This is a genomic window from Lacinutrix iliipiscaria (assembly GCF_042686125.1).
Classification (GTDB): domain Bacteria; phylum Bacteroidota; class Bacteroidia; order Flavobacteriales; family Flavobacteriaceae; genus Oceanihabitans; species Oceanihabitans iliipiscarium.
The window spans coordinates 922,324-941,770 of sequence record NZ_JBHUOV010000001.1 but is presented as its reverse complement, the minus strand read 5'-3'; the positions used below and the strand labels follow the sequence as shown (position 1 = coordinate 941,770).

The following is a 19,447-nucleotide window of genomic DNA, read 5'->3' as shown; positions in this document are numbered from 1 at the left end:
GCACTTTAATTAAAAGACATATTTTACATTACAAAACTGATAACTAAGCCAATAAAGCATGTTAAATAATTGTAAAAAGGTATTTATTTTATGTGTTTATCATCGTTTAAACCTATATTCTCCTTATATTTGTAGTCTTAATTTATATTTATAAAAAAACAATTATGAAAAAAATTTACTTTTTATTCGCATTATTAATTAGTGCAGTGTCTTTTGGTCAAACTTCAGACTTATATTTTAGTATGTATGGAGAAGGATCAAGTAATAATAAATTTTTAGAAATTTATAATGGTACTGGAGCAGCTGTCAATCTAGACAACTATGCTTTTCCAAATGTATCTAATGCTCCAACAACAGCTGGTGAGTATGAATTTTGGAATACTTTTCCAGAGGGAACGATGTTAGCTGATGGTGATGTTTTTGTTATTGCTCATTCAAGTGCTGATACAGCAATTACAGATGAAGCAGATATGTTGTTCAACTTTTTAAGTAATGGTGATGATGGTTTTGCTTTAGTTGCAAATGATGGAACATGGGATGATGCTGATATGGATGATCAAGTAGATCCAGGTGAAATGACTGGATTTACAATTTTAGACTGGATAGGAACTTGGCAAGGTGATGGTCCATGGGACGTTGCTGGAGTTTCAAATGCTACAACAGACAATACTCTAACAAGAAAATCTTCTGTTTGCGGACCAAATAATGATTGGGCTGATTCTGCAGGTGTTGACGCTGACTCTTCTGAATGGATTGTTGGAGCAAGTGATTCTGGTTGGGGAAATATAGGTGCATTTTCTGGTTGTTTAAGTGATCCTGTTTTAACAATTGGCGCACCAGCTGATATGGCAGTTTTCCCTTCTGGTACTACAAATGTTGATTTATCAGTTTCTGTAGAAAACTTTATTGTTGGTGATCCTGGCGCAGGCATTGATGGCCATATACATTGGACTATTAATGGTGTAGCTCAACCAATGAAATATGATGTTGATGATGAAATGATTGCAACTGTTGATGGAGAAACTTATGTGGTTTTTATGCAATTAGTAGATAATTCTCATACACCAATAACTCCTGCGGTTAATGCTACGGTTACATTTTCTGTTGCATTTCCTTGTGATTTGTTTTTAGGAACATTAGACGCTGTTTGTGATACTGAAACAAGTGGTGTAGATAATTATACAGCATCAATTGAATTTACTGGTGGTGGGTCTTCTACTTACACTATCGATACTGGTGGTGTTGGTTCTGTAGGAGGTGATAATCCTTCGGTTATGACTGATGGTACCATATTGATTAATGATATTCCTGAAGGCACAAACGTTACTGTAACGGTAACTGGAGATTCAGCTGATAGTAGCTGTGACTTAAGTAGAACAATTAATAGCCCTGTATGTATAGGAACACTTGTATGTCCGAATGTTGGTGATATTATTGTGACTGAAATCATGAAGAACCCAAATGCTGTAGCTGATGGTCTAGGTGAATATTTTGAAGTTTATAATACCACAGGAAGCCCAATTGATATGCAAGGTTGGGATATTACTGATGCTGACGGAGAGTCTCATACTATTGCTGCTACATTAATCGTACCTGCTTCAGGCTATGCTGTATTAGGAATTAACAGTGATTTTGCAACTAATGGAGGTGTAAATGTAGATTATCAATACTCTAGTTATACCTTATCTAATGGTGATGATGAAGTACAATTAGAATGTTCAGGAACTATAATAGATGCTGTAGCTTATACAGATGCAGATTTCCCTGATACTACTGGAACTTCTATGGAGCTTATAGATACTGCTTTTGACGATGTAAGTAATAATGATGGAATGAATTGGCAAAATTCTACGACTGATATAGGTTTAGGAGATTTTGGAACTCCTGGAGCTCCAAACTCATTATCTGTAGATTCTTTTGATTTGTCTTCTTTTAATGTATATCCTAATCCAACTTCAACTGGAATAGTAAATATTACAAGCTCTAAAAATGAAGCGATCTTAGTTAGTGTTTATGATATTCTTGGAAAACAAGTTCTTAATCAAACTATCACTAACAATGTGTTAAACGTTTCTCGTTTAAATAGTGGGGTTTATATTCTTAAAATGTCTCAAAATGGAAATGTATCGACTAAGAAATTAGTGATAAAATAGTTTCTATTTTTCAACATATAAAAAGCGCTGCCAATTGGTAGCGCTTTTTTATTTTATCTATTTTTGTTTTATAAAACATGATCAATTCAAAAGACATATTTAGCATTAATACTGATGCTGAATTTGAAAATATAGCATTACGCATTTTCAAGTTTCAGTTTGAGAATAATTCTGTCTATCGGTCGTTTTGTGATTTATTATATAAGCATCCAAGTGATGTGAAACGCATTGAAGACATTCCATTTCTTCCTATTCAATTTTTTAAATCGCATCAGGTGTTATGTTCAAATAAAAATATTGTCCAAACATTTACGAGTAGTGGAACAACAGGAAGTGTAACAAGTAAACATCATATTTCAGATATATCAATTTATGAAAACAGTTTTAGAAGTGGTTTTAAACAGTTTTATGGAAATATCAAGGATTATACTGTTCTTGCTTTATTGCCTAGTTATTTAGAGCGTGAAGGCTCTTCTTTAGTCTATATGGTAGATGATTTAATAAAACAATCTCATAAACCTAAAAGCGGTTTTTATTTAGATCAACTTTCTTCATTAACAAATACGCTTGAAACTTTAGATCAGCAAGGAGAAAAGGTATTACTCATTGGTGTTTCTTTTGCTCTATTAGATTTAGTGGAAGTCCATCAGTTTCAATTAAAAAACACTATAATTATGGAAACAGGTGGCATGAAAGGTAAACGAAAGGAATTGATTCGAGATGAATTACATGCAATTTTAAAAGAAGGCTTTGGTGTAAATACTATACATAGCGAATACGGCATGACCGAATTATTAAGTCAAGCTTATTCAAATGGAAATGGTTTTTTTAATTGCCCTAATTGGATGCGTGTTTTAACTCGTGATACAGAAGATGCATTAACCATACAAAGCCCTAAGAAAACTGGAGGACTAAATATTATAGATTTAGCAAATATTTACTCCTGTTCCTTTATAGCTACTCAAGATTTGGGTCGAACACACAATAATCGGTCTTTTGAAATTTTAGGACGATTTGATCAAAGTGATATTCGTGGTTGTAACCTTATGGTATTGTAAGTAAACCTATAAAAATACGACTAACACAGTACTAGAATTTTTTTTTAGTTGATTGGTTAGTTTTTTGAAGCCTGGCTGCTAATAGCAGTCAGGCTTTGAATTTAAACAACCTTAATAATATATGTATTTCGTTTCCCTTTGTTGATGACAACATAGGTATTATTAATTAAATCTTGTGTAGTAATTTTATAATCTTCAGTTACTTTTTCTTTGTTTACAGAAACTGAATTCTCTTTTAAAGCACGACGTGCTTCACCATTTGATGCTAAGAAGTTCGTTTGTGCAGATAGCGCTGCAATCATATCTAAACCGCCTTCAATTTCTTGTTTAGAAACTTCAGCTTGAGGTACACCTTCAAAAACATCTAAAAAGGTGTTTTCATCTAAAGTATTGATATCTTCTTTAAAGGATTTGCAAAATAAAATATTAGATGCACGCTCAGCATTTTCAAAATCGCTTTTAGAGTGCACTAAAATTGTTACTTCTTCTGCTAAACGTTTTTGTAACAGACGTAAATGTGGCATTTCTTTATGTTCAAGAACCAAAGCTTCAATTGTCTTTTGATCTAAAAAAGTAAATATCTTAATATATTTTTCTGCGTCTTCATCACTGGTATTTAACCAAAACTGATAGAACTTATAAACAGAAGTTTTATCGGCATCTAACCAAACGTTTCCACTTTCACTTTTCCCAAATTTAGAACCATCTGCTTTAGTGATTAACGGACAAGTCATAGCAAAGGCTTTAGCCTCTTCACCTACATTCATGCGTCTTACTAATTCGGTTCCAGTTGTTATATTTCCCCATTGATCACTTCCTCCCATTTGCAATAAACAATTATGGTTTTTATGTAAATGATAAAAATCATAGCCTTGAATAAGCTGATAGGTAAACTCTGTAAAAGACATTCCAATACTGCCTTCTTCGCCACTTAAACGCTTTTTTACAGAGTCTTTAGACATCATGTAGTTTACTGTAATACGCTTTCCAACATCACGAGCAAAATCAATAAATGAAAATGTTTTCATCCAGTCATAATTATTCACTAAAACTGGTGCATTTTTTTCTTTTGAATTAAAATTCAAAAATCGAGACAATACCTTTTTTATACCATCCACATTATGATTAAGTGTTTCCTCATCTAATAAATTACGTTCATCACTTTTACCAGAAGGATCTCCAATCATTCCTGTTGCGCCACCAACCAATGCTATAGGTTTATGTCCAGCTTTTTCTAAATGCATTAATAAAATAATAGGAACCATACTGCCAATATGTAAAGAATCAGACGTAGGATCAAAACCAATATAGGCTGTGGTCATCTCTTTATTTAATTGTGCTTCCGTTCCAGGCATGATATCATGTACCATTCCACGCCACGTTAATTCTTCTACTAAATTATAGTTCATTTTCTGTTTATTATTCTAAAGTGCAACAAAGATATGTTTATCAAACAAAAGAGAAAAGCGAATACCAAAAAAGACTATTTTTGTTTTATGATTTTAGTTACAGGAGGAACAGGATTAGTAGGTTCGCATTTACTTTTTGAATTGGCAAGTAGTAACCAAAACGTTCGTGCTATATATAGAACTAAGCAAAAACTTGAAGTCGTAAAAAAAGTGTTTTCTTATTTTTCTGATGACGCTGATTTACTTTTCAATAAAATTGACTGGGTAGAAGCTAATATACTTGATATTCCTGCTTTAACTGAGGCTTTTCAAAACATAAACTACGTCTATCATTGTGCTGCATTCATTTCTTTTGACCCAAAAGATTATTATGAGTTAAGACAAATTAATATTGATGGTACCGCGAATATTGTTAATTTAAGTGTTGCAAACAGCATTAAAAAACTATGCTATGTAAGTTCAATTTCTACTTTAGGAACTTGTGATGATCATAGTTTAATTAGTGAAGAAACTTATTGGAGTCCAGAAGCAGATAATAGTGTTTATGGCATTACAAAGTATGGCGCAGAAATGGAGGTTTGGCGAGGAACTCAAGAAGGACTAGGCGCTGTAATTATTAACCCTGGATTAATAATAGGTGCTGGTTTTTGGGAGTCTGGAAGTGGCATGTTATTTACAAAAGTACATCGAGGTTTATCGCATTATGTTACTGGAACCTCAGGTTATGTTAGTGTTAAAGATGTTATTAAGTGCATGACGCAACTCATGGAAAGTAAAATTATAAACGAACGCTTTATTGTGGTTTCTGAAAATTTAAGCTTCAAACAGTTTACAGAAATGGCATCAAAGTATTTAATGGTGAAAGCTCCGAAGAAATCTGTAACGCCTTTAATGCTAAAAATAGCTTGGCGATTTGATTGGCTAAAAAGCTTTATAACTGGTAAGCCCAGAAGCTTAACAAAACAGAATGCCAATACTGCATTAACAATAACTAATTATAATAATAATAAAATTGTTGAGGCACTAAACTTTAGCTTTACACCTATTAAAACAAGTATCAAGGACGTGTCAGAACAGTTTTTAAAAGAGCATTAACTAATGATCTTTAGTTAAAGCCTTCATTCCTTTTTTATTCCTATAAATAGAATCTTTAATTTCAGCTCTTCTAATAGAATCTCTCCTCTGTTGAATTCTTTTTTGCTTATTCTCTATTTCAGTGTACTTGTCTTTTAATTGACTTAAACTATCTTTTACCTCTTTATAAATAGCTTCATAATCGTCTATATGATGCGCATAATAATTATTGCTCTCTGCAAACTGAAGGCTATCTATATCATGCTGCTCATAAACATATTGCTCTAAGTTAATCCCTTTATCTTCAAGTATTCTTTTATTAATCCCTTTTGCTGAATTGAACAAAGACAAATCAATAATAACATTAACCATTTTATCTTTTGCAATAAGATTGTCAGGCTTCTTAGGTTTTTTTATATCATAGCATGACACTAATAACAATACAAAGCATATATTTATAAGGCTTCTCATTATCTATTAAATGTTAATTGTTTAGCTGCTTTTACAGCATTAAACTTAAAGTTTTCATAAGCCAAGCATCCATTTACAAAAGTATGCGTTATGGATGATTTAAAGGTTGTTCCTTCAAATGGAGACCAGCCACACATATACAAAATATTATCTTTTTTAACTGTCCATGGTAAGTTTAAATCTACAACCACTAAATCGGCAAAATACCCTTCTTTAATATAGCCTCTTTTCTCAATTTGAAATAGTATGGCAGGGTTATGACACATTTTTTCGACGATTTTTTCTAAGGTAATCTTACCTTGATGATACATCTCTAATAGTGCTGGAAGTGCGTGCTGTACTAATGGACCACCAGATGGCGCCTTGGTATAAACATTAGCTTTTTCTTCAAGAGTATGAGGTGCATGGTCTGTTGCAATAACATCTATCCTATCGTCTAACAAAGCTTTTAATAAGCCTTCTTTGTCTGATTGAGATTTCACCGCTGGATTCCATTTAATAAAGGTTCCCTTTTCATCGTAATCTTTATTAGTGAACCATAAATGATGGATGCAAACTTCTGCTGTTATTTTTTTATCCTTTAAAGGAATTTTATTGCTGAATAAATCGGTTTCTTTTGCAGTAGATAAATGAAATACATGTAGTCTAGCTCCAGTTTTTTTAGCAAGTTCAATTGCTTTTGAAGAAGACAAATAGCAAGCTTCTTCACTTCTTATCTCTGGATGATATTTAATTGGAATAGAGTCGCCAAACTTGTTTTTATATTTTTCTAAATTTTGCCTAATTGTAGTCTCATCTTCACAATGCACAGCAATTAACAGCTTTGTTTTTGAAAATATATTTTCTAAAACCTCTGGGTTATCAACTAACATATTTCCAGTTGATGACCCTAAAAAGAGTTTTAAAGCGGCAACCTGTTTAGGGTCTACTTTTAAAATTTCATCAAGGTTATCATTAGTCCCTCCAAACATAAACGAATAATTTGCTGAAGAGGTTTTTGATGCTATTTCAAACTTTTCATTAAGCTTTTCAATAGTTGTTGTTTGCGGATTGGTATTAGGCATTTCAATAAACGATGTAATACCACCAGCAATGGCTGCTCTTGACTCTGTTTCTATATTAGCCTTATGCGTCAATCCAGGCTCTCTAAAATGCACTTGGTCATCTATAGCACCAGGCATGACATATTTTCCATCTACATCTATCACATGCACATCTGCTATATGCTTTGGGTTTATAGTTTTATTTATTTCAACAATATACTCCCCTTCAATAAGAATATCTCCAAGAGAAATAGAGCCTTCATTTACAATTTTTGCATTCTTAATAAGTGTCTTCTTAGAGGTCATAAAATATTATTACTTTTTAAAAAAACTTTTAAGTTTCATGGAGAAAACGCCAAAAATAGCTTCAGATATTATTCCAGAGCTCAATTTAGATTCACCTTTAGTTCTATCTGTAAAAATAACTGGAATTTCTTTTATTATAAAGTTCTTACAATAGGCTTTAAACTTCATTTCAATTTGAAAGGCATAACCTGTAAAACTTATAGCGTCTAAATTGAATGATTCAAGCACTTTTCTTTTATAACAAATAAATCCAGCTGTAGTATCATGAATCTTCATCCGCGTAATTAATCGCACATATTTAGATGCTAAATACGAAAGCAAAACACGACTCATAGGCCAATTAACTACATTAACTCCTTGAACATAACGCGACCCAATAGACATGTCTGCATCTTCTAAGTGACACGTGTTATATAGACGTATAAGATCTTTTGGATTATGTGAGAAATCGGCATCCATTTCAAAAATATAATCATAATGTCTTTCTAGACTCCATTTAAATCCATGAATATAGGCTGTTCCTAATCCTGACTTTTTGGTTCTAACTTCTAAATACAATCGATCTGGAAACTGGCTTTGTAACTCTTTTACTTTCAATGCCGTTAAATCTGGGGAATTATCATCAACAATTAAAACATCAAATGCTTTTTCAAGAGAAAACACAGCTTTGATTATAGCCTCAATATTTTCTATTTCATTAAAAGTGGGAATAATGACAATACTGTCTTGCATTAATTGATGTTTAATTTTAGCAAATGTAGTTATTTAGAAGTTACTTTATTTTAAATATTCCTTAAATAATTCAATAAGAATAGGATTATTTATGATAATTTTACAATATGCTTCGTCCAATAGTTTTTAATGAAATATTCACCATTTTACTAGTCATCTGTCTAGTATTAATTGCTCTTGCCAAAGTGTTTTTTCCTAAGCGATTTAACGATTTTATTTATGTTTTAGGGAATTTTAGATATTTAAAGGTTTATGCAAGAGACCAAAAATTTATTGATGGTTTTGATGCCTTACTCTTTACTAATTTATTAGTTTCAGGTTCAATTTTTGGGTATTTAATTTATAAGAGTTTTGTTGGTGAAGCAGAAGATGTTTACACCCTTCTAATCAAACTTTTTGTTGGAATAGGTGTATTTATTCTTGGTAAAATACTAATTGAACGACTTATTGGTAGTTTGTTTAATATCGATGCATTAATAGATGTTTATGTCTTTCAGAAAATGAGCTATAAAAACTTTCTTGGCTTACTACTTATTCCTATTAATGCGGTTTTAATATATAGAAATGTCCCAACAGAAAACATACTTCAAATTCTTATCGTAATTTTTCTTTTAGTTAATGGCATAGGATTAGCATCTTCTTTCAAGACTTATCAAAGTTTAATTAAATCCAATTTATTTTATTTTATTTTGTATCTTTGCGCTCTCGAAATTTCACCTTATGTCATTCTATACAAGTTAGCTATAGACGCCTAAGGGATTAAAAGTTAAATGTTTATGAAAGTGAAAACTATTTTAGTATCTCAACCAGAACCTAAAATTGAGAATTCGCCATATTTTGATTTGCAAGAAAAACAAAAAGTAAAGATTGACTTTAGACCTTTTATACATGTAGAGGGTGTTCCTGTAAAAGAAATTAGACTTCAAAAAGTTGATTTAACAAATTACACAGCCATTATATTAACCAGTAGAAATGCGGTTGACCATTTTTTTAGAGTTGCTGAAGAAATGCGTTTTAAAGTGCCAGATTCTATGAAATATTTTTGTCAATCTGAAGCTGTTGCTTATTATTTACAAAAATACGTGGTTTACAGAAAGCGTAAAATTTATGTTGGTAAAAGAACCTTTAGTGAGCTGTCTCCTATTATAAAAAAATATAAAGACGAAACTTTTTTACTGCCTACCACAGATAAATTAAAACCAGAAGTTCCTGAAATATTAGACGGTTTATCTGTTAACTGGAAGGAAGCTGTTTTTTACAAAACGGTTATTAGTGACTTATCTGATCTGGCTAATGTGTATTATGATATTCTTGTGTTTTTTAGTCCATCTGGAATAGATTCATTGTTTAAGAATTTTCCTGATTTTAAACAAAATGACACTAAAATTGCCGTTTTTGGAAACACAACCATAAAAGCTGTTGAATCTCATGGTTTACGTGTAGACATTTCTGCGCCTACACCTGAAACACCATCAATGACTATGGCTTTAGAAAAGTATATTACTGAAATGAATAAAGGCAAATAAGAACCTTACCTTAACGAATAAAAAAAGCGCAACCTATAGGTTGCGCTTTTTTTATATCAATACTTTGTGATTATTGAATTATCAGTTTCTTAGTTTGAACATTTCCATTAGCTGTAAATCTAGCTAAGTAAATCCCTGAAGTCATTTGACTAACATCAACAGTATTTTGTCCTAAATACAATGCATTATTAAGTACTAATTTTCCAGTTATATCATAAATAGAAAGTTGAGTGTCTTGAGCATTAGCATTAATAAACACTGTGTTTTTGGTTGGGTTTGGATACATCTCAAACACAACTTGATTTGCGTCTTCAAGAGTTAGTGTATTACACTCACCTTCATTATCAACATAAGTACTAAGTGCATCTTTAGACCAAGTCGCTAAATAAGGAGCTGTTTTATCGTCTACAAAAATACAAACCAAATTACTGTTGAAATCAGAATTAAATTGAGTGACATTCGCGTTGTTTCCATTACGCATATCTAAACTAGTTAAAGAAGTGTTTCTACATTGTAAGCTTACAAGAGCTGAATTATTAGACAAATCTAATAACGTTAAATCTGAAAATCTAGCATCAACAGTTGTTAATCCAGAATTTAAAGAAACATCTATAGTCGTTGCAGCTGCTCCAGCCATAAGTAATGAACTTAAAGTTGTATTTGCTCCTGTTGTAATAGAAGACATTGAAGTACATCCTTCTACATTAAGCGTCGTTAAACTTGAGTTCGCAGAAACATCAATACTTGTTACCACTGAATTATAAGTGATGACTAATTCAGTAATCCCAGTTAGCGCTTCAATACCTGTAAAATCATCGATAGCATTATAAGGCGCAGAACCACCTAAATTAAGTGTTCCAACAACTGCACTTGCCTCTGCAATAGATATTTGACCATCTAAAGGACCATTAATTGTCGTTGTTGAAATTAAAAATTGTTCAAAATCTGCATTTGGTACACAAACGAATCCTGGATCTGGTGAACCTGGGCATTGTGAAAATGCGTTAAATTGAAAAGCAAAACATATTGCTAGTAAAAGAGTAATTTTTTTCATAATTAATTGTTTTAAAGTTTAAGAGTTTATTTGCTATTAGTCTGTTTTAAAGAATATTGTAATCAATCAGAATTAATCCACTATCAATTTTGTGGTTTCAACGCTGTTTTTTGTGAGCAACTTTGCAATATAAATACCTGCATTTAATTTCGATATATCAAGTGTATTATTCCCTAAAAGAATAGATTTAGTTATCACCTGCTTTCCATTAATGTCATACAACTCTAACGAAGCATCAGAAGCACTTGAAGAAATATAAATTAAATCACTTGCAGGATTAGGGTATAAATGAAATGAAACACGATCTATATTTTCAGTACTCAAAGTATTGCATTCTGCTTCGTTATTCACAAAAGTAGTCGCAAAACTTATAATCCAAGGTAAAGTTGTTAAATAAGGTGCACTTGAATCATCTACAAACAAACAAATTAAATTAGGATTGAAATCTGAATCGAAAAAAGTGATATTCGAATTAAAACCATTGCGCATGTCTAAAAATGTTAACATATTGTTCTTAACATCCACACTAGTAAGCGCTGTATGATTAGAAAAATCAAGACTAGTTAATTGGTTTTGTTTAATATTAATCGTTTCTAAAGACAAATTATTAGATAAATCTAAAGCACTTAAATCATTGTTGAATAAATTAATACTTGTTAACGCTGTATTATTAGTTAAATCTAAGTTTGCTAAAGCTGTACAGCCTTCAGTATTTAAGCTTTCTAATAATGTATTTGAAGACGTATCTAAAGTTACTATTCCTGGATTGTAAGACACATCAAGAGATGTTATACTCGCAAATGCTTCCACACCAGTAAAGTCTAAAACGCTTCTATTGATTATTGAAAGTGTTGGTCTAGAAACAGCATCAATAGTTAACATTTGACCATCTAAAGTCCCTTCGGTATCGTAACCAAAGTCAATTAGAGCCTGTTCAAAATTGGCATCTGGAATACATGTATAACCAACTGGAGGTGTTCCTGGACATTGTGCTAGTAGGCTTAATTGCATAACAAAAAAACAAACTATACTAAAAGTAGTTTTTTTCATAGTTTTAGGGTTTAAGATTAATCTGTAAAATTACTGTTTTATTATTTTACAAACAAACCCTAATTTAACTATTCTGACTAAATTTTGTGCAATTTGCCTAATTAATTACCTAACATTAGGAGCACCTTCTATGATTTCCTGATTCGCGTAACTTTCAAATTTTTTGAAATTATCTCTAAAAGAGTCTGATAATTTATACGCTGTTTTATAATAGCCTTCATCATTATTCCATGTTGATCTCGGACTTAAAACTTCTGTCGGAACGTTTGGACATGTTCTTGGTTGCTGTACTCCAAACACAGAATGTATATGGTAATTATCTTTATTAGCAGCTTCAAGACTTCCATCCATAGCAGCAGAAATCATTGCTCGTGTATACTTTAATTTCATTCTTGTTCCAACACCATAAGGTCCACCAGTCCAACCTGTATTAACTAACCAAACATTAACTCCAGCTTCTTTCATTTTTTTGCTTAACATTTCAGCATATTTTGCAGGATGTAAAGGCATAAATGGAGCTCCAAAACAAGCTGAAAAACTTGGTAATGGCTCGTCTATTCCTGCCTCAGTTCCAGCAACTTTAGCCGTATAGCCTGAAATAAAGTGATAGGCTGCTTGACCAGGTGTTAACTTTGAAATTGGAGGCAAAACTCCAAACGCATCAGCCGTCAAAAAGAAAATGTTTTTTGGGTTTTTACCTATTGATGGCACTTGTATGTTTTCAATATGATAAATAGGATAGCTCACCCTTGTGTTTTGAGTGATAGAAGTATCTTTAAAGTCCACTTCACCTGCTTCATTCATAATCACATTTTCAAGTATCGCTCCTTTTTTAATCGCAGAATAAATCTCTGGTTCTTGCTCTTCCGACAAGTTAATTACTTTAGCATAACAACCTCCTTCAAAGTTAAATACGGTGTTTTCACTCGTCCAACCATGCTCATCGTCTCCAATTAAGCTCCTATCTGGATCTGTTGAAAGTGTGGTCTTTCCTGTACCTGATAATCCGAAGAAAATTGCGGTATCACCATCTTTACCAACATTAGCACTACAGTGCATTGGCAATGTGTTTTTAAAAACAGGGAGTACAAAATTTAATGCTGAAAAAATGCCTTTCTTTATTTCACCTGTATATCCTGTACCTCCAATTAAAGCAATTTTTCTAGTGAAATCTAATATCGCAAAATTATGTTGACGTGTACCATCAACTTCTGGATCTGCCATAAAGCTTGGCGCATTAACAATAGTCCATTCTGGAGAAAAGTTTTTTAACTCTTCTTCAGTAGGCCTTAAAAACATGTTATAAGCAAACATGTTACTCCAAGGGTACTCATTTATAACTCTAATATTAAGCTTGTAATTCTCGTCTGCACAAGCGTAACTATCTCTTACAAAAACTTCTTTTTCAGATAAATAATTAACAACTTTATCATATAATTTTTCAAACTTATCAGAATCAAAAGGGATATTAATATTTCCCCACCAAACACGATCTTTTGTGATATCATCTTTTACAATAAACCTGTCTTTTGGCGAACGACCTGTGAATTCTCCGGTATTGACCGCAAGAGCTTTAGAAGACGCTTCAACACCTTGGTTTTTCTCTATTGTTATGTCGTGTAGTTGATCTGGTGATAGTTGATAATTTACTTTTGCATTCTTAATTCCGTATTGTTCTAACGAAATCGTTTTCGCTGCTTGAGTATGATTAATCATATTTTTTGATAGTATTGTTTATGGTACAAAATTAAAACTTTATTTTAAAGTAGCCATCTAATTTCTTAATTATCAGCTCTCATTTTTAAAAAGTTTATTAACAGTATTAACCATGCTAAAATTAATAAAAAACCTCCTATTGGTGTTATTAAAGCTATACTTTTAAAATTTATACTCGTAAGTTCATTTGTTGATAAACCATAAATAGATCCTGAAAAAAAGAACACACCAATTAACACTAAAATAAAAATTACTTTTTTAGGTTTTTCTTTTATTATTGAAATATTTGCTAGTATTAAAAGAAAAAAAGCATGGTACATTTGGTATCGTACTCCTGTCTCAAAAGATTGCATAGATGCAGCAGGAAGCAATTCTTTTAACCCATGAGCCGCAAAAGCGCCTAAGACAATTCCTATGACACCTAAAACAGCTCCTGAAATTAATATTTTTTTGTTCATATAAATTTATCTTTTCAGTTTTAATAACTGCTACTATTTATTACATTCGTGTTTGTAAATTGTAATTTCTAATTAAACAAAATTACTCAACAATTCTCATTATGCGAAAGATTTTAGTCATTGGTTCTGGAAAATCATCATCATACCTTATCAAATACTTATTAGATAAGTCTAATGAAGAAGATCTTTTAATAATTGTTGGTGATATTAATTTTACTCACGCTAAAAAACTAATTGGTGATCATGAAAATGCTCAAGCAATCCTATTAGATGTTTTTAATAAAGCTTCGCGCCAAGATGCCATAAAAAATGCAGATATAGTAGTCTCTATGCTTCCTGCTCGTTTTCATATTGAGGTTGCTAAAGACTGTATTACGTTTAATAAAAATATGGTAACAGCTTCATATATAAGCCCTGAAATGCAAATGCTTGATAAAGCTGCTAAAGACAAAGGCCTTATTTTCATGAATGAAATTGGTGTAGATCCAGGAATTGACCACATGAGTGCCATGCAAGTCATTGATCGCATTAGGAATAATGGAGGAACCATGATTTTATTTGAATCGTTTACTGGCGGTCTTGTTGCCCCAGAAAATGATAATAATTTATGGAACTACAAATTTACATGGAACCCAAGAAATGTGGTTGTCGCTGGACAAGGTGGTGGCGCTGCTAAATTTTTACAAGAAGGCAAATATAAATACATCTCATATAACCGACTCTTCAGAAGAACAGAGTTTTTAGAAGTCGATGGTTACGGACGCTTTGAGGCTTATGCTAATCGTGACTCTTTGAAATACCAAAGTGTTTACGGACTTGACAATGTTAAGACATTATACAGAGGCACTATGCGCCGCGTAGGCTATAGTCGAGCGTGGAATGTTTTTGTTCAACTCGGTATGACCGACGATAGTTATACTATCGACGACAGTGAAAACATGAGTTATCGTGACTTTGTTAACGCTTTCCTTCCGTATAGCCCTACAGATTCTGTAGAATTAAAATTTAGACATGCACTAAAAATAGATCAGGATGATGTCGTTTGGGATAAATTTTTAGAACTGGATATTTTCAGTAAAACCAAAATGGTAGAACTAAAAAAAGCAACTCCAGCACAAATTCTAACTAAAATTTTAATGGATTCATGGACGCTTGATGAAGCTGATAAAGATATGATTGTCATGTATCATAAATTTGGCTATGAACTTGATGGCAAAAAACACCAAATAGATGCAACAATGGTAACTTTAGGCGACGATCAAGTTTATACAGCTATGGCAAAAACAGTTGGTTTACCTGTAGCGATAGCAACCTTAGCTATTCTTAATGAAAAAATCACAACACCTGGTGTACAAATGCCTATTCACAAAGAAGTTTACGAACCTATTCTTAAAGAATTAGAAGATTTCGGCATTGTTTTTAGTGAAAAAGAAGTGCCGTATTTAGGCTATAATCCTTTACATGTTTAACATCTTCATGGCGTTTCCCTAATCACTTTTCAAGCGATTTAGGGTCAGGCTTTACGCTATATCTTTTTTGTCTTATTGGTTTCGACTGCGCTCAACCAGACAAAAAAGGATGTCACTGCAATCCTTAACGCGATTTTAAGTTTCAATTTAAATCATTTATGTACATTTATGTTTTGTAATAAAATCAAAATACGACATGAAGGTTATAAATCAAAATATACATATCGATGGTATCGATAAAAAAATACTACGTGCTTTAATGCAAGATGCCAGAACACCTATTCTTGAAATCGCTAGACATGTTGGCATTTCTGGTGCTGCCATACACCAACGCTTGCGTAAACTAGAAAAATCTGGACTTATCGCTGGATCAAAATTTGTCATTAACCCAAAAGTATTAGGATATACCACAATGGCATATATTGGCGTGTATTTAGATAAAGCCATGAGTAACCCTGAAGCAGTGAAACAACTCAACAAAATTCCAGAAGTTTTAGAATGTCATTACACAACAGGAAACTGGAGTATCTTTATTAAGGTTTTATGTAAAGACAACGAACATTTAATGCAAGTTCTAAACAAAGACATTCAATCAATTACTGGTGTCTCAAGAACCGAGACTTTTATTTCATTACAACAACAAATAGATCGACAAATTAAAATATAATGTATAAAAAAAGCGTCTAGAAATATAGACGCTTTTTTTATGAATTGAATATATATTCTATTGTTTCATCAGTTTTTTTACCACCTGACCTTCATCACTAATAATGTTGACTAAATACAATCCACTATTTAATTGAGAAATATCAACGCGGTCAACCACATTGGTTTTAATAACTTCTTTTCCTGTAACATCATAAACTCGAACCTCATTTATATAATCATAACCAGAAATCGAGAAATGAGATTGCGCTGGATTAGGATACATCTTCACGCTATTAACATCAAATTCGTCTGTTGACAATGTAGTAATCGTAATTCTATTTGGAATAAAACTAACAGGCAAGCTATAAGCCCCATCAGTAATTGCATTAGACCCAACATAATTTGCAGGATTAGTTAATGCAGTCTTAGCATCTAAAACTGTTGCAAATGAATAGGTCCCATTATATACTGTATTATCAAATTCCTCTGATGGTCCAGCTCCTGCTCCCACAGCTAATGCTGTTCTAGGCAAACCAACATCGGTCAACCCAGTAGGTAAACCTGTTTCAGTTGAACTATTACTATCATCACCAGCAAACATGGTTGATGAATTACTATTTATAAAAATAAAATTTGGGTTAGACGACGCGTTAGCTGAACCTCCTGGGCTTCCTGTGGCTTGAAAGACTAAAACTTGGTCTCCACCTGTTGAAAGCGCTGGTCCAGTAGGACCTGTTATTATAGTGTCTGAATAGTTTGCAAATTCAGGTGCAGGAGCAGTTGAGTCCCAAATCACAATATCTCCAATACTTAAACCTCCAGCAGGCGCAGTATAAGCTACAGCACCTTCTCCAGTACCTAAAGGATCAAATGATCCAGAAGGAACAACACCAGAGTCCGTAAAATAAATCACAGTGCCAGCTGCAATATTAACAAAGGTTGCAAAAGCAAATTTATCAGGTGTATCTGCTTGATTCCAAAAAACGACAATATCGCCTGGAGCCAAAGTGGTTTGTGCTAATGTCTTTGTGCTAAAAAGCATCAAACCTGCAATGCATATAAAAGAAAGTAATTTTGTTTTCATAGTGTTTAATTTTAAAATTAAACGTAAATATAGTAAATATTGCCTTAGTATATTTAAATAGTTACGTATTTGAACTAATCATTTTATTTCCCTGAAATGGCAACGGCTTCAACAAAAAAAGCTTCAGAAGTTTCTGAAGCTTTTTAAAGTCATTTTTTATATCAATTAATCTCTACCACCAAACACTTGAAGCGCCCAATATAATAAAGATGCTAAAGCACCAATAGCAGCTACCAAATAGGTTCTAGCTGCCCATTTTAAAGCATCTTCAGAACCAGCGTATTCTTCTTGAGATACCATGTTCTTATTCTTTAGCCAAGCTAATGCTCGGTTACTAGCATCGTATTCTACTGGCAATGTTATAAAGCTAAAAATCGTTGCCACAGCCATAAATATTAATCCTGCAACGGCAACCCAATAGCCCATTCCTACACCAGCAGCAGCTCCTAGAACTAAACCTCCAATAACTAACCATTGAGACATTCCAGAAGTCACACTTACCATAGGCACTAAAGTTGAACGTGTTTGCAACCAACTGTAGGCTTGTGCATGCTGAACAGCATGACCACACTCGTGTGCAGCGACTGCAGCAGCTGCAGCATTTCGTTGGTTATATACAGACTCACTTAAATTAACCGTTTTGTTTTTTGGATTGTAATGATCGGTTAATTGTCCTGGTGTAGAAATCACCTCAACATCAGTAATACCATGATCTGCTAACATTTTTTCAGCTATCTCTTTTCCGCTCATACCATTACGCAATTGGACTTGTGAATACTTCTTGAATTTTTGTTTAAGCTTATTACTTACCAACCAGCTTACTAAAGCAATAGCTCCTATTAATATATAATATCCTATCATTATTTTATTTTTTTAGTTTTAAAATCTATATAAGGATATAACAAAAAATGAGCCAATATTTTACATATGCTAATTTGTCATTCTAAAAAATAAAAATCAGTATTTAATTCAAATCAAACGCATCAGCAATCTCTTTATAGACGATATTCCCTTTTACTATGTTTAGTCCTTTTGCTAAAATTTCATCGTCTTTACAAGCTGTTTCCCAACCTTTATTTGCTAGCTTTAAAACATAAGGGAGTGTTACATTTGTTAGAGCCATTGTAGATGTATATGGTACAGCGCCTGGCATGTTCGCTACCGAATAATGCACAATATCATCAATAATATAAGTTGGGTCTTCATGTGTTGTAGGTTTGGTTGTTTCAAAACAACCACCTTGATCTACAGCAACATCTATAATGACTGTTCCAGGTCGCATGTCTTTAAGCATAGATTTTGTGATTAATTTAGGGGCTTTACCACCTTTTACTAAAACGCCACCAATGACAAGGTCGTGAGATTTAATATGCTTTTTAATATTATAAACACTTGAAAATTCTGTCACAACATGGTTTGGCATTATATCATTAACATAGCGTAATCGCTTCATATTAATATCTAATATAGTAACATGTGCTCCTAAGCCTGCAGCCATTTTAGCTGCTTGAACTCCAACAACACCTGCACCTAATATCAGAACACGACCCGGAGGCACACCAGGAACGCCTCCCAATAAAACACCTCGTCCTTTGATAGGTTTTTCTAAATATTTCGCACCTTGTTGAATAGACATTCTACCAGCAACTTCAGACATTGGAGTTAAAAGCGGGAGGCTTCCATCTTCATCTTCAACGGTTTCATAAGCAATACAAACAGCTTTACTTTTTAACATGGCTAATGTTAGTTTTTTACTAGATGCAAAATGAAAATATGTAAAGACAACTTGGTGAGGCTTAATTAATGCATATTCCTCTTTAATTGGCTCCTTAACCTTAACAATCATGTCGCTCCATTCATATACCTCATTAATAGTGTTTGCAATTATTCCGCCAACTTCATGATAGTCTTCATCAGAAAATCCACTGCCTTCTCCTGCCTTAGATTGCACGTAAACTTTATGACCATTATTGACCAATTCAAAAACGCCTGCAGGTGTCATACCTACCCTGTTTTCATTATTTTTAATTTCTTTAGGAATTCCTATAATCATCGGTTAGATTGTTTAATAATTACCGAAGGAAAAATACAATGAATATTTCAAGAGCACTTATTGACTTTTAAGTTCTTAGTAATTTTTATAAAATTCTCAAATTAAGGTCTTGAAATTGCGAAGTTTATAATCATTTTAATAAA

The 19,447-nt window shown here is 32.7% G+C and carries 18 protein-coding genes; 7 read left to right on the top strand and 11 right to left on the bottom strand.

What is annotated here, in order from left to right; genetic code table 11:
• Positions 1 to 164 precede the first annotated feature (164 nt).
• Both ACFS5M_RS04155 and ACFS5M_RS04150 read left to right on the top strand, forming a co-directional pair.
• The gene (locus ACFS5M_RS04155; RefSeq protein WP_183486112.1) at positions 165 to 2,153 is read left to right on the top strand and encodes a lamin tail domain-containing protein; all 1,989 of its coding nucleotides are present in this window, start codon (positions 165 to 167) and stop codon (positions 2,151 to 2,153) included.
• A 77-nt stretch (positions 2,154 to 2,230) separates the two neighbouring features.
• Positions 2,231 to 3,211, top strand: a complete 981-nt coding sequence (locus tag ACFS5M_RS04150; protein WP_183486110.1) for a LuxE/PaaK family acyltransferase — start codon at positions 2,231 to 2,233, stop codon at positions 3,209 to 3,211.
• Between the two features lie 101 nt (positions 3,212 to 3,312).
• On the opposite strand, the gene tyrS is transcribed toward ACFS5M_RS04150, so the two are convergent.
• Positions 3,313 to 4,620 carry a tyrosine--tRNA ligase gene (tyrS, locus tag ACFS5M_RS04145; protein ID WP_183486108.1) on the bottom strand — a complete coding sequence of 436 codons (1,308 nt, stop codon included), beginning with the start codon at positions 4,618 to 4,620 and terminating at the stop codon, positions 3,313 to 3,315.
• 33 nt (positions 4,621 to 4,653) lie between these two features.
• Between tyrS and ACFS5M_RS04140 the strand changes: the two genes are divergently transcribed.
• A complete protein-coding gene (locus ACFS5M_RS04140; RefSeq protein ID WP_379897951.1) occupies positions 4,654 to 5,715 on the top strand; it encodes an NAD-dependent epimerase/dehydratase family protein in 1,062 nt (353 codons plus the stop codon).
• Here ACFS5M_RS04140 and ACFS5M_RS04135 read toward each other — a convergent pair whose 3' ends face one another.
• From ACFS5M_RS04135 to ACFS5M_RS04125, 3 genes are read right to left on the bottom strand one after another with little or no spacing between them, the layout of a single operon-like run.
• Positions 5,716 to 6,165, bottom strand: a complete 450-nt coding sequence (locus ACFS5M_RS04135; protein WP_183486106.1) for a DUF4296 domain-containing protein — start codon at positions 6,163 to 6,165, stop codon at positions 5,716 to 5,718.
• Entirely contained in the window at positions 6,165 to 7,514 is a 1,350-nt protein-coding gene (locus ACFS5M_RS04130; RefSeq protein WP_183486104.1) for a dihydroorotase, read from the bottom strand. The genes ACFS5M_RS04135 and ACFS5M_RS04130 overlap by 1 nt, the downstream gene beginning before the upstream one ends.
• Positions 7,515 to 7,523: 9 nt before the next feature.
• The gene (locus tag ACFS5M_RS04125; protein ID WP_183486102.1) at positions 7,524 to 8,246 is read right to left on the bottom strand and encodes a polyprenol monophosphomannose synthase; all 723 of its coding nucleotides are present in this window, start codon (positions 8,244 to 8,246) and stop codon (positions 7,524 to 7,526) included.
• 107 nt (positions 8,247 to 8,353) lie between these two features.
• On the opposite strand from ACFS5M_RS04125, the gene ACFS5M_RS04120 reads away from it, so the two are divergent.
• Both ACFS5M_RS04120 and ACFS5M_RS04115 read left to right on the top strand, forming a co-directional pair.
• On the top strand, positions 8,354 to 9,001 hold the full coding sequence (locus ACFS5M_RS04120; RefSeq protein WP_183486100.1) for a DUF4271 domain-containing protein: 648 nt from the start codon (positions 8,354 to 8,356) through the stop codon (positions 8,999 to 9,001).
• Positions 9,002 to 9,022: 21 nt separating this feature from the next.
• Positions 9,023 to 9,772 (top strand): uroporphyrinogen-III synthase, encoded by a 750-nt coding sequence (locus ACFS5M_RS04115; RefSeq protein WP_183486098.1) that lies wholly within the window; start codon positions 9,023 to 9,025, stop codon positions 9,770 to 9,772.
• Positions 9,773 to 9,842: 70 nt separating this feature from the next.
• On the opposite strand, the gene ACFS5M_RS04110 is transcribed toward ACFS5M_RS04115, so the two are convergent.
• From ACFS5M_RS04110 to ACFS5M_RS04095, 4 genes are all read right to left on the bottom strand, one after another.
• Entirely contained in the window at positions 9,843 to 10,826 is a 984-nt protein-coding gene (locus tag ACFS5M_RS04110) for a T9SS type A sorting domain-containing protein (RefSeq protein WP_183486096.1), read from the bottom strand.
• Positions 10,827 to 10,898: 72 nt separating this feature from the next.
• Positions 10,899 to 11,876: a T9SS type A sorting domain-containing protein gene (locus ACFS5M_RS04105; RefSeq protein ID WP_183486093.1), complete on the bottom strand. Its 978-nt coding sequence runs from the start codon at positions 11,874 to 11,876 to the stop codon at positions 10,899 to 10,901.
• Between the two features lie 105 nt (positions 11,877 to 11,981).
• Positions 11,982 to 13,592, bottom strand: a complete 1,611-nt coding sequence (gene pckA / locus ACFS5M_RS04100) for a phosphoenolpyruvate carboxykinase (ATP) (protein WP_183486091.1) — start codon at positions 13,590 to 13,592, stop codon at positions 11,982 to 11,984.
• Between the two features lie 65 nt (positions 13,593 to 13,657).
• Positions 13,658 to 14,050: a DUF423 domain-containing protein gene (locus tag ACFS5M_RS04095; protein ID WP_183486089.1), complete on the bottom strand. Its 393-nt coding sequence runs from the start codon at positions 14,048 to 14,050 to the stop codon at positions 13,658 to 13,660.
• 101 nt (positions 14,051 to 14,151) lie between these two features.
• Between ACFS5M_RS04095 and ACFS5M_RS04090 the strand changes: the two genes are divergently transcribed.
• A complete protein-coding gene (locus ACFS5M_RS04090; protein WP_183486087.1) occupies positions 14,152 to 15,519 on the top strand; it encodes a saccharopine dehydrogenase family protein in 1,368 nt (455 codons plus the stop codon).
• Between the two features lie 196 nt (positions 15,520 to 15,715).
• Positions 15,716 to 16,186 (top strand): Lrp/AsnC ligand binding domain-containing protein, encoded by a 471-nt coding sequence (locus ACFS5M_RS04085; protein WP_183486085.1) that lies wholly within the window; start codon positions 15,716 to 15,718, stop codon positions 16,184 to 16,186.
• Between the two features lie 57 nt (positions 16,187 to 16,243).
• On the opposite strand, the gene ACFS5M_RS04080 is transcribed toward ACFS5M_RS04085, so the two are convergent.
• From ACFS5M_RS04080 to ald, 3 genes are all read right to left on the bottom strand, one after another.
• On the bottom strand, positions 16,244 to 17,251 hold the full coding sequence (locus ACFS5M_RS04080; protein ID WP_183486083.1) for a T9SS type A sorting domain-containing protein: 1,008 nt from the start codon (positions 17,249 to 17,251) through the stop codon (positions 16,244 to 16,246).
• A gap of 165 nt (positions 17,252 to 17,416) precedes the next feature.
• On the bottom strand, positions 17,417 to 18,112 hold the full coding sequence (locus tag ACFS5M_RS04075; RefSeq protein ID WP_183486080.1) for a zinc metallopeptidase: 696 nt from the start codon (positions 18,110 to 18,112) through the stop codon (positions 17,417 to 17,419).
• Between the two features lie 103 nt (positions 18,113 to 18,215).
• On the bottom strand, positions 18,216 to 19,304 hold the full coding sequence (gene ald, locus ACFS5M_RS04070) for an alanine dehydrogenase (protein ID WP_183486078.1): 1,089 nt from the start codon (positions 19,302 to 19,304) through the stop codon (positions 18,216 to 18,218).
• Between the last annotated feature and the right edge of the window lie 143 nt (positions 19,305 to 19,447).